The 9,910-nt window shown below is 45.3% G+C and carries 9 protein-coding genes; 8 read left to right on the forward strand and 1 reads right to left on the reverse strand.

Annotation, left to right across the window (positions count from 1 at the left end; translation table 11 throughout):
- From AACU59_RS00405 to AACU59_RS00440, 8 genes are all read left to right on the forward strand, one after another.
- Nucleotides 1–339: GGDEF domain-containing protein (locus tag AACU59_RS00405; RefSeq protein WP_161437768.1), on the forward strand; the 339-nt coding region annotated here is incomplete at its 5' end.
- A gap of 133 nt (nucleotides 340–472) precedes the next feature.
- Complete coding sequence (gene trxB, locus AACU59_RS00410) at nucleotides 473–1,432, forward strand: thioredoxin-disulfide reductase (RefSeq protein WP_094144521.1); 960 nt, start codon at nucleotides 473–475, stop codon at nucleotides 1,430–1,432.
- A gap of 137 nt (nucleotides 1,433–1,569) precedes the next feature.
- Entirely contained in the window at nucleotides 1,570–3,357 is a 1,788-nt protein-coding gene (cydD, locus tag AACU59_RS00415; RefSeq protein ID WP_094144520.1) for a heme ABC transporter permease/ATP-binding protein CydD, read from the forward strand.
- Nucleotides 3,350–5,071, forward strand: coding sequence for a heme ABC transporter ATP-binding protein/permease CydC (cydC, locus tag AACU59_RS00420; RefSeq protein WP_010318237.1), 1,722 nt, complete (start codon nucleotides 3,350–3,352; stop codon nucleotides 5,069–5,071). The genes cydD and cydC overlap by 8 nt, the downstream gene beginning before the upstream one ends.
- Before the next feature lie 237 nt (nucleotides 5,072–5,308).
- Nucleotides 5,309–6,106, forward strand: coding sequence for a substrate-binding domain-containing protein (locus tag AACU59_RS00425; protein ID WP_094145167.1), 798 nt, complete (start codon nucleotides 5,309–5,311; stop codon nucleotides 6,104–6,106).
- Between the two features lie 14 nt (nucleotides 6,107–6,120).
- Complete coding sequence (locus AACU59_RS00430) at nucleotides 6,121–6,837, forward strand: COG4315 family predicted lipoprotein (RefSeq protein WP_029189733.1); 717 nt, start codon at nucleotides 6,121–6,123, stop codon at nucleotides 6,835–6,837.
- Between the two features lie 7 nt (nucleotides 6,838–6,844).
- Nucleotides 6,845–7,360, forward strand: coding sequence for an RNA polymerase sigma factor (locus AACU59_RS00435; RefSeq protein WP_013857135.1), 516 nt, complete (start codon nucleotides 6,845–6,847; stop codon nucleotides 7,358–7,360).
- The gene (locus AACU59_RS00440) at nucleotides 7,345–8,100 is read left to right on the forward strand and encodes a hypothetical protein (RefSeq protein ID WP_094145165.1); all 756 of its coding nucleotides are present in this window, start codon (nucleotides 7,345–7,347) and stop codon (nucleotides 8,098–8,100) included. Before AACU59_RS00435 ends, AACU59_RS00440 begins: the two co-directional genes overlap by 16 nt.
- Before the next feature lie 126 nt (nucleotides 8,101–8,226).
- On the opposite strand, the gene AACU59_RS00445 is transcribed toward AACU59_RS00440, so the two are convergent.
- Nucleotides 8,227–9,732, reverse strand: coding sequence for a putative bifunctional diguanylate cyclase/phosphodiesterase (locus AACU59_RS00445; RefSeq protein WP_094145166.1), 1,506 nt, complete (start codon nucleotides 9,730–9,732; stop codon nucleotides 8,227–8,229).
- Between the last annotated feature and the right edge of the window lie 178 nt (nucleotides 9,733–9,910).

The following is a 9,910-nucleotide window of genomic DNA, read 5'->3' on the forward strand; positions in this document are numbered from 1 at the left end:
GATCAAGTATTAGTGGAAATTGCGGCTATCTTTAAGTCATCGGTACGCTCTTCCGATGTTGTCGCTCGCTACGGTGGGGAAGAGTTTCTCATCTTACTACCCGACACTGACTTAAGCGTCGCTAGCGAAATTGCCGAAACCTTACGCCGGAAAATTGAAGACCACGATTTTGTAACCGAATCACGAGAATCGGTATCCGTCACTTCGAGTTTTGGCGTGTTGACCGCAACGAATATTGATTTAGACCTCCAAGCATTGTGTGAAGAAGTCGACCAACTGCTTTATGCGGCTAAAGCCAGCGGCCGAAATTGCTTAAAAACACGTTGGCTGACTTATTAGCCAAGTCCCATCATTGCTTAGTTTGGCTATATAACGATTATTTCTAAGCTAGCCCATGTAATCGCTTTAATTGACTCGAGATATTCCCTACAATCGTGTTAAATTTTCGAGCATTTTCGATACTGGAGTCCCCATGAGCAACGTGAAACATTGCAAACTTCTTATTCTTGGTTCAGGCCCGGCTGGTTATACGGCAGCCGTTTACGCAGCTCGCGCTAACCTTAATCCAGTTCTCGTTACCGGTATGCAGCAAGGTGGTCAGTTAACGACCACTACAGAAGTAGAAAACTGGCCAGGAGACGCCGAAGGCCTCACGGGCCCTGCTTTAATGGAGCGAATGAAAGAGCATGCAGAGCGCTTCGAAACTGAGATTGTGTTTGATCATATTAATGAAGTTGATTTTTCACAGCGGCCATTCCGCCTTAAAGGCGATAGTGCAGAATATAGCTGCGATGCTCTGATCATTTCAACAGGAGCATCCGCACGTTACCTAGGTTTAGATTCAGAAGAAGCCTTTAAAGGACGAGGAGTTTCCGCTTGTGCTACTTGCGATGGTTTTTTCTATCGTAACCAAAAAGTGGCCGTTGTGGGCGGCGGCAATACCGCTGTGGAAGAAACACTTTATTTATCCAATATTGCGGCACAAGTTCACCTAATCCACCGCCGTGATTCGTTCCGTGCAGAAAAAATTCTGATTAATCGTCTAATGGATAAAGTCGCAAGCGGCAACATAGTGCTCCACACTGACCGCACCTTAGAGGAAGTGTTAGGTGATGAAACTGGCGTGACGGGTGTTCGTATGAAACACACCCAATCAGAAACGACAGAAGATCTGGACGTGATGGGCGTCTTTATCGCGATTGGTCACAAACCGAATACCGACATGTTTGCTGGTAAGCTAGAGATGAAAGAAGGCTATATCGTGGTCAGATCTGGCCTTGATGGTAATGCAACTCAAACTAGTATTGAAGGTGTGTTTGCTGCTGGTGATGTGATGGATCACAACTATCGCCAAGCGATCACTTCGGCAGGAACAGGTTGTATGGCCGCATTAGATGCGGAACGTTACCTAGATAGCTTGAACGATAAGTAGGCATGAACGACAAGTAAGCAAAAGGTTATTTTCCAGTTTTATAACAAAACCCTACAGCCCGGTGGTATATCCATCGGGCTTTATTTTGTATACTACCGCCCTTCCGTTTACATAATAATTCTCATTAAGCCTTCGAAATGGATAAGAAAAAGCAACGTAGCTTGAATAATTGGCTCAAACAGCAAAGTAAACTGGCAAAACGCTGGTTAATGATTGCTGTTGGCCTTGGCGTATTATCAAGTGTGTTTTTGCTGGCTCAGGCCGCACTCCTCGCCTCCATTCTGCATCAACTGATTATTGAACAAGTTGATAAAGCAGAGCTCATTCCCTATTTTCTTGGTTTGGTGGTGACGATTGCCGCACGTGCCGCGTGCGCATGGGGGCGTGAAATTGCGGGTTTTCGCTGCGGAGAGCAGATCCGCATTTATATCCGTCAGTTAATACTGAATAAAGTTCGCGAGTTAGGCCCCGCTTACATTAAAGGTAAACCTGCCGGTGCATGGGCGACATTGCTGCTTGAACAAGTTGAAAACATGCAGGACTTTTTTGCGCGCTATTTACCGCAAATGTCACTGTCTGTATTGATCCCATTTATAATTTTAATTGTGGTCTTTCCGGTCAACTGGGCGGCGGGTTTGATCTTCTTAATCACCGCACCATTAGTGCCGCTGTTTATGGCATTAGTTGGTATGAAAGCGGCCGATGCTAACCGTAAAAATTTCAAGGCACTGCAGCGGTTATCTGGTCACTTTTATGATCGCCTGCAGTCGATGACTACAATACGCCTATTCAACCGCACACAAGCCGAAGCCGATCAGCTTAAAGGCGCTTCTGAAGTCTTTCGCACTCGCACAATGGATGTATTGAAAATCGCCTTTCTATCATCAGCAGTGTTAGAATTTTTCACCTCGATCTCGATTGCCATCACCGCCGTTTACTTTGGTTTTAGTTTTATTGGCGAGTTGAATTTCGGCTACTACGGTACAGCCGTGACTCTATTTTCCGGCCTATTTATCTTGATCCTTGCGCCTGAGTTTTATCAACCATTACGTGATTTGGGCACCTTTTATCACGCCAAACAACAAGCTGTCGGCGCGGCTGAAAGCATTGTCGAGTTTTTGGAAACAGACATTAGCAAGGTGAAATCAGGGTCTATCTCGCTCGACGGTGCACAGCAGATTGACATTGTAGCGCGAGATCTTGAAGTGTTTAGCCCTGAAGGAAAACGCTTGGTCGGCCCAATTTCATTTACGTTAGATAACCATTCGACCACTGCGCTGGTCGGGCCCAGTGGTGCGGGTAAAACCAGCTTAGTGAACGCTATTTTAGGCTTCATGCCTTACCAAGGCAGTTTGAAAATCAATGGTATTGAACTGAGTGACCTTGAGCATAACAGCTGGCGTAAACAGATCAGTTGGGTTGGGCAAAACCCTTTATTAGTGCACGGAACCATCGCGGAAAATATCACCCTCGGCAAGCATGACATGAGTGACGAAGCGCTTCGTTCGGCTTTAGATAATGCCTATGCGTCTGAATTTGTCGACAAGCATGGTTTGGATTACGCCATCACCGATCGATCCGGTGGATTATCTGTCGGACAAGCTCAGCGAATTGCACTTGCTCGCGCGCTGCTACAAAACGGCAATTTTTGGCTACTTGATGAACCAACCGCCAGCTTAGATGCCCGCAGCGAACAGTTAGTGATGCAAGGTTTGAACCGCCAAATTCAACACCACACCGCTTTAATCGTGACGCACCAATTAGCACCATTAAAATCGGTGCAACAGATTTTGGTGATGCAAAATGGGGCGATAGTTCAGACAGGCGATTACAGCACACTCAGCCAGCAAAAGGGGCTATTTGCTGATATGTTACAAGCCAATCAAGCGCTTGATGAAGCCAATAAGGGGAACCTCGATGCGTGATCTCATCCCTTACCTTAAATTGTATAAAAAGCACTGGTTTGGTTTATCTCTTGGTATGCTGCTGGCCTTTTTAACCCTGTTTGCCTCGATTGGCCTGCTGACCTTATCCGGTTGGTTTTTATCCGCAGCGGCCATTGCAGGCTTAACCATTGCTCGTGAAACATTCAACTACATGCTACCGGGCGCGTTTGTACGTGGGTTTGCCATGGGGCGCACTGCAGGACGTTGGGGTGAGCGTGTTGTCAGCCATAATGCTACATTCAAGCTGCTGACGGATCTACGTATTTTCTTCTTCCAGAAACTCGCGCCATTGATCCCAGGCCGCGTGTCAAACCTCAGAGACGCTGATTTACTCAACCGCCTAGTGGCAGATATCGATGCTATGGATCACGTCTATTTACGCTTAATCAGCCCAGTAACCGTGGGTGTACTGGGCATTAGTGCGTTAACGGCATTCTTATGTTGGTTCGACCCTGCCATTGGCTTAACCCTTGGTGCAATTCTTCTGACGCTACTGCTCGTGTGGCCTGTCCTCTTTTATAAACTGGGTCAGCGTAATGGTGCCGAGCTCACCCAGCACAAGGCGGATTTGCGTATTGCAACGCTTGACTGGTTGCAAGGCTACAGTGAACTGACCCTGTTTGGTGCAGAAAACCGTTACCGTGAAGCGATTCTTAGCGCGCAGCAAAAATTGCTGGTCAATCAATTGGCTAACGCTCATTTTTCTGGCCTTGCACAAGCACTGCTCATGCTCGCTAATGGCTGGACGCTTGTGTTAGTGATCTGGCTTGCCGCCGATGGTGTGGCAGGTAATCAACCCGACCCGATGATTGCACTGGTGGCTTTTGCAACTATGGCAAGTTTTGAACTGCTGATGCCGATTGCTGGTGCATTTCAACATTTAGGACAAACACTCACTTCTGCTCGCCGCCTCAACGATATTATTCTGGCTGAGCCTGAAGTCCAATTTCCTACCGCTTTAACTCAGCACTCAGGTCAATTCGATATTGAATTTTCAGACGTAACCTTTCACTATCCTGACAGCAGCCAAGATGTGCTACGCGGTGTCAACCTCCATATTCCCGCAGGGCATCGCGTTGCGATAGTGGGACAAACAGGCTCTGGCAAATCAACCTTAATGCAATTGCTGTCACGCTATTGGGATCCACAGCAAGGTAGCGTCTCCATTGCAGGTACCCACTTAACAGCGTGGAATGAGAGTGAACTTCGCCAAACCATCAGTGTGGTTAGCCAACGTGTAGATGTACTCAATGGCACGCTGCGAGACAACCTCGCGATGGCCAATCCAAGCGCAAACGATCAACAGTTAGCTCACGCCTTAACGCAAGTCGGTTTACATACTCTATTGGACGATCTAGGTTTGGACGCATGGCTGGGTGATGGCGGCCGTCAGCTCTCTGGTGGAGAGAAACGCCGCATCGGTATCGCGCGCGCACTGCTCCACAACGGTTCAATTTTATTACTCGATGAACCCACGGAAGGCTTGGATAAACAAACAGAGCAGCAAATTCTGGCTCTATTTAAGCAGCATTTTGCGCATAAAACGGTCCTCTTTATTACGCACCGCTTGGTCGAGTTAGAAACAATGGATGCTATTTGCCTGATTGAACAAGGTGAAATCGTAGAATACGGTAGCCACCAAGCGTTATTGGCCAAACAAGGCCGCTATTTCCAACTACAGCAAACCTTGTAGTCACATTTTTTCATTTCTGTTATTGATCTATACCCATTCCCGCCCTGCGGGAATGGCCCTTCTTTGTGCTGACTTTATTTTTAACTCAATAATACCTGCTCAAAGCGCTTGGCTTGCAACGCTTCTTTCCTATTCAATATATTATTTTTAGCCATTTTTAATTTTTTTCGTGCTTGGTGCATCCAAATGCTGTTGGTGATCGTTTCTTATCTGAATACAAATCAGAAAGGAGAGAAAATGAAGTTTCACCTGGTGATAACCACAATGACAATTAGCCTAACGAGCATGACAGTTTTGGCATCCCCTCAATTGGACCCCAAAATCAAGCATCAGCCTAAAGATGGAATCATTAATATATATGGCCCAGGCGGCCCTGACTCTGCATTACGCCATGCTGCAAATGCTTTTAGCCAACAAAATGGCGTGGCAATAAACGTAATTGCAGGGCCGGAATCCAAATGGACCAAGCAAGCACAATCCAACGCTGACCTCTTTTTTGGTTCTTCTGAACAATCAATGAGCGCATTTGTGGAAACCTATCCTTTTATTACTGATAAAGATGTTGATCCTGTTTATCTTCGCCGAGCCGTCATTGCTGTCGCGAAGGGAAACCCAAAACAGATTCAAGGGGTAAACGATTTACTTGATAAGCCTGCCCGTATTGTCGTAACGGAAGGACTGGGTGTGTATAACACATCAGGTACTGGAGTATGGGAAGATATCGCAGGGCGTACTGGTTCATTGCAAGATGTTCAGAACTTCCGAAGTAAGATCATTGCTTATGCAAAAGGCAGTGGTGCAAGTTTCAAAGCATTTCAAGAACGAAATGCCGATGCGTGGATTACTTGGATTCACTGGCCTTTGAATCATGCCGATCAAGTAGATTATGTCGAGATTGAGCCTGAACGCCGTATTTATCGCGATTTAACTGTCGCCAAGGCAGAAAACGCCGATCCACAAACACAGGCGTTCATCGATTTTATACGTAGCAAAGAAGGCAAACCCTTTTTTGAGCGTGAAGGTTGGACAAATTAATAAGGAACTCCAGTATGAAACACATATTACTAGCAACACTTTTGTTGATGCCATCGGCTTATTTGGTGGCTTCTGAATTAAGCGCAAACACACCGATTGGCAAGATCTACGTGGATGGGTCAGGGAAGAGCCTGTACACTTTTACAAAAGACAGTAACGGTCAATCTTCTTGTACCGGAGACTGCGCGGTGAATTGGCCGCCGTTATTGGCCGAAGGGAAGAATAGCATGCGATTTTCGAATCAACCCGGTTTTAGCAAGATCATCCGTGAAGATGGCAAACAGCAGTGGGCAAAAGATGGTAAGCCATTGTACCGCTGGCTTAAAGATACCAAATCTGGCGATATTCTCGGTGCCGGTTTTAAAGGTGTTTGGCCTCTTGCACGGGCTGATGATGTAACAATTCAGTTATACAACGACGGGGAAAGTCGCTATTTGGTTGATGACAAACAGCTTGCTCTTTACACCTTTGATAAAGATAAAGTTAATCAATCGGTCTGTTATGATAAGTGCGCGACCAATTGGCCACCAGCGTATGTCAATCCAGATCTGCTCAGCATGGGCATAGCCAATCTCAAGCTCAGTGGTAATTTTGACGTAACACAACGCACTGATGGTCAATATCAATGGACCTACCAAGGTAAGCCTCTTTATCGCTGGTTTAAAGATAAGCAACCCGGCGATAAAAGTGGCGATGGTGTGCAAAATGTCTGGCACTTAATTAAGCAATGAGGGATGTGTGAGCATAGATAAACAGCAAATTGGTTTACTGCTCTCACGAGTAGCGCTTCGTGACCATCAAGCGTTCGAAGCGCTTTATCAGTTAACCAGCACAAGACTTTACACAATTATCTACTCAGTGGTGAAGGATGAGCAGATCGCCGCCGATCTTCTGCAAGAGGGTTTCATTAAAATCTGGTACAACGACCACTACTGCCCAATTGATTATCCGTGGGCTTGGTTGTGTCAGAGCGTGCGCAATCTTGCGATTGATGCAGTACGAAAACGCCGTCGAGAATCAGAGCAGACCGATGAACTGCAGCACGAGCCAGAGATAACCTGTATAGCGACGGATCAGCGCCTCAACCGTTGCCTCCAAACTCTACCAGAGGAAAAGCGCAATGCCATTGTGCTGGCCTATCAACACGGCATGAGTCACTACGAAATTGTTCAACACGTCAAAACGCCTCTAGGAACCATTAAATCTTGGATTCGTCGTGGATTACAGGAGCTGAAACGATGTCTGACCGAATAATAAGTCGCCGTTATCAATCCCTTGAATTGCGAGACAAACTGGCAGGTGAATATGTGCTAGGTACATTAACACTCCGAGTGCGTCGGCGGCTAGAAACTTTAATGAAATCTGACCCTAGTTGGTGGAAGCACATTGATGAGTGGCAACACCATCTATCTAAATTAAACCCCGCTACCGATTTATTAACCGCACAAATGCAATGGCGAAAACCACCAAAACAAGTCTGGAAGCACATCGCAGCCAGCACACTAGGTATGAAAAGTAAACAAAGCCAACTAAGTAGATGGTGGCTCACTGCATATGTAATGTTTGCACTACTACTCGGTATTGTGATTCGTCCACTCATCTTTCCATCGTTAACGCTAGATCTACCTATTGCGCAGATTCGTCCCGTCAACTACCTAGCCATGATGTCATCCAACGCACAAAAAGATCACTTTGCTTTAGTCGCTTACCAAGGAGAAAAGCCGGGGCAATCGAACATCCGTGTGCAATACAACCTTAGAATGGATAAGGTCGCTATAAGTAACGCTATGGTGTGGATGCGAGATAGAGATAGTCAGAAGTTACGTCCTATTGATAGCCTAATTAATATTCATCAAACTCGTTATTTGTCTGTTGATGAATGGCAAGCGCTAAAAAATAGCTCTGAGTTGTTGGTAACCGAAAATCGTGATCCAAAGAGCTCAGTCTTATACCGTGGGAGCTGCGTTGAATTAAGCAGTTGGAATTCGATATAAAAACCTTCCTCCTCTAACTTTGAGGGGGAAGAAACCACCTTGTAGAACTGCAATCGGAATACAGATACAGATACGCTCACTAAATACACACTTTGCAAATGTAGTAATGCCCAGCTTGCGATTAATTTATAGGAAAGATTTCAGATGGTAGTTCGAGGATAAATGATCAATAAGCTCTTCCACTGGCATTGGGTGTCCTAGGTAGTAGCCCTGCACTTGTTGACAGCCCATTGCCTGCAAAATTTTCAATTGGTTGGCTGTCTCTACGCCTTCTGCCACAATATTGATGTCAAAACTTTGCGCCATAGCAATAATGGCATTCACTATCGTTCTTGAACGATCATCATGTTCTACTTCAGAGACGAAACTGCGGTCAATTTTGATTTCATCCACAGTAAGATCTTTGAGCATGGCAAGTGACGTATAACCAGTGCCAAAATCATCGATGGAAAAAGTAATCCCGTTAGATTGCAGATTAGAAATAATTTCAACACTCTTTTTCATATCGGTAAGCGTTGCTGTTTCCGTAATTTCAATGCGTATGTATGAGTTCAAATTCTCATGCTGCTGAATAAATCGCGTGAGTTCATACATCTCATCAGCATTATTGAACTCAGTCGCGGAGACATTAACAGCAACGTGTTTAATTTGTGTGCCCAATATTCCGGAACGCCCCAGCTCCTGTGATACTTTTCCAACCACAAATTTGGAGATAGCGCCCGTCAAGCCATTGTCCTCGGCTAATGGGATAAAAACATCAGGCGGGATAGCGCCTTTAACAGGATGGTTCCAACGAATCAGTACTTCGACACCGTTGACTGTTAATGTTTTTAGGTCATATTTAGGTTGATATACAACCGTTAAGCTATCGTCGTCGATCGCTAAGCGCAGATCGAGGACCATTTGTCGGCGCTGCATCGCTTTTTCTGTTAATGTTTTGTCATGATACTGAATGGCATTCTTTTGTTTCTTTGCAACATTAAGAGCCTCAGTCGCGGAAACCATCAGTTCTCTGGCGCTGATACCATCGGCTGGGTAAATGGCAACACCTATGCAGCAAGTTGTTTCAATATTGTGTTGCTTGGCCCGATGGGTATACAGACGTTGGACGCTCCGAACATGAGAATCCATATCTACAGCGTCACTCAACTTTACAAAACTGGCAAACTGATCAGCATGTAAGCGCGATACTAATGAGCCGGACAAAGTCATTTCGTTAATATCGTGAGCTAAATCCTGCAAAAATGCATCTGCACACTCAAACCCCAAAGTTTCGTTGATACTTTTAAAATCGTCGACATCAAGGTAACAAAGAATAAATCGCTCATTAGACTTTAATTTCTTTATCGTTATATTGAGAGTGCGCACAAACATACTAAGGCTGTGCAGCCCAGTGAGGCTGTCCATATCATTGGCCTTTTCTAGTAAGCGATTCCCTCTAAGCACCAACATGAGCAAAAGTAAGGCGGTAATACTGACAAACATCAACCCCTTATAGGTTTGAGCGAGAGCGCGCAACTGGGCGTTATCTAGCAATAATTCGACTGTTATATCTGAGAATAATATCCAGAGCACGGCAAATGTTGCGTAGATAAGTGTCACTTTAACGGCTGAGATGCCTGCTCTATCCATGTTTAACTAACTCCAAATCTACCCGCCTGTGATCGTAACATTGTAGCATCACTAAAATTTAGTCAACCATACCATACATGCCACATGTAGCCTGTTTCTTCACTCTACTCACTTAATACCAGAAAATATTGAACATAGGGATGTCAATCATGCACAAGTGCTCAATACCAACTCTATT

Source organism: Vibrio sp. V23_P3S9T160 (assembly GCF_963886625.1).
Taxonomy (GTDB): domain Bacteria; phylum Pseudomonadota; class Gammaproteobacteria; order Enterobacterales; family Vibrionaceae; genus Vibrio; species Vibrio anguillarum.

What these genes read in the sequence shown, in the direction of transcription:
- trxB (WP_094144521.1), top strand. Translation starts at nt 473, where the DNA reads ATGAGCAACGTGAAACATTGCAAACTTCTTATTCTTGGTTCAGGCCCG.
- cydD (WP_094144520.1), top strand. Translation starts at nt 1,570, where the DNA reads ATGGATAAGAAAAAGCAACGTAGCTTGAATAATTGGCTCAAACAGCAA.
- cydC (WP_010318237.1), top strand. Translation starts at nt 3,350, where the DNA reads ATGCGTGATCTCATCCCTTACCTTAAATTGTATAAAAAGCACTGGTTT.
- AACU59_RS00425 (WP_094145167.1), top strand. Translation starts at nt 5,309, where the DNA reads ATGAAGTTTCACCTGGTGATAACCACAATGACAATTAGCCTAACGAGC.
- AACU59_RS00430 (WP_029189733.1), top strand. Translation starts at nt 6,121, where the DNA reads ATGAAACACATATTACTAGCAACACTTTTGTTGATGCCATCGGCTTAT.
- AACU59_RS00440 (WP_094145165.1), top strand. Translation starts at nt 7,345, where the DNA reads ATGTCTGACCGAATAATAAGTCGCCGTTATCAATCCCTTGAATTGCGA.
- AACU59_RS00445 (WP_094145166.1), bottom strand. Translation starts at nt 9,732, where the DNA reads ATGGATAGAGCAGGCATCTCAGCCGTTAAAGTGACACTTATCTACGCA.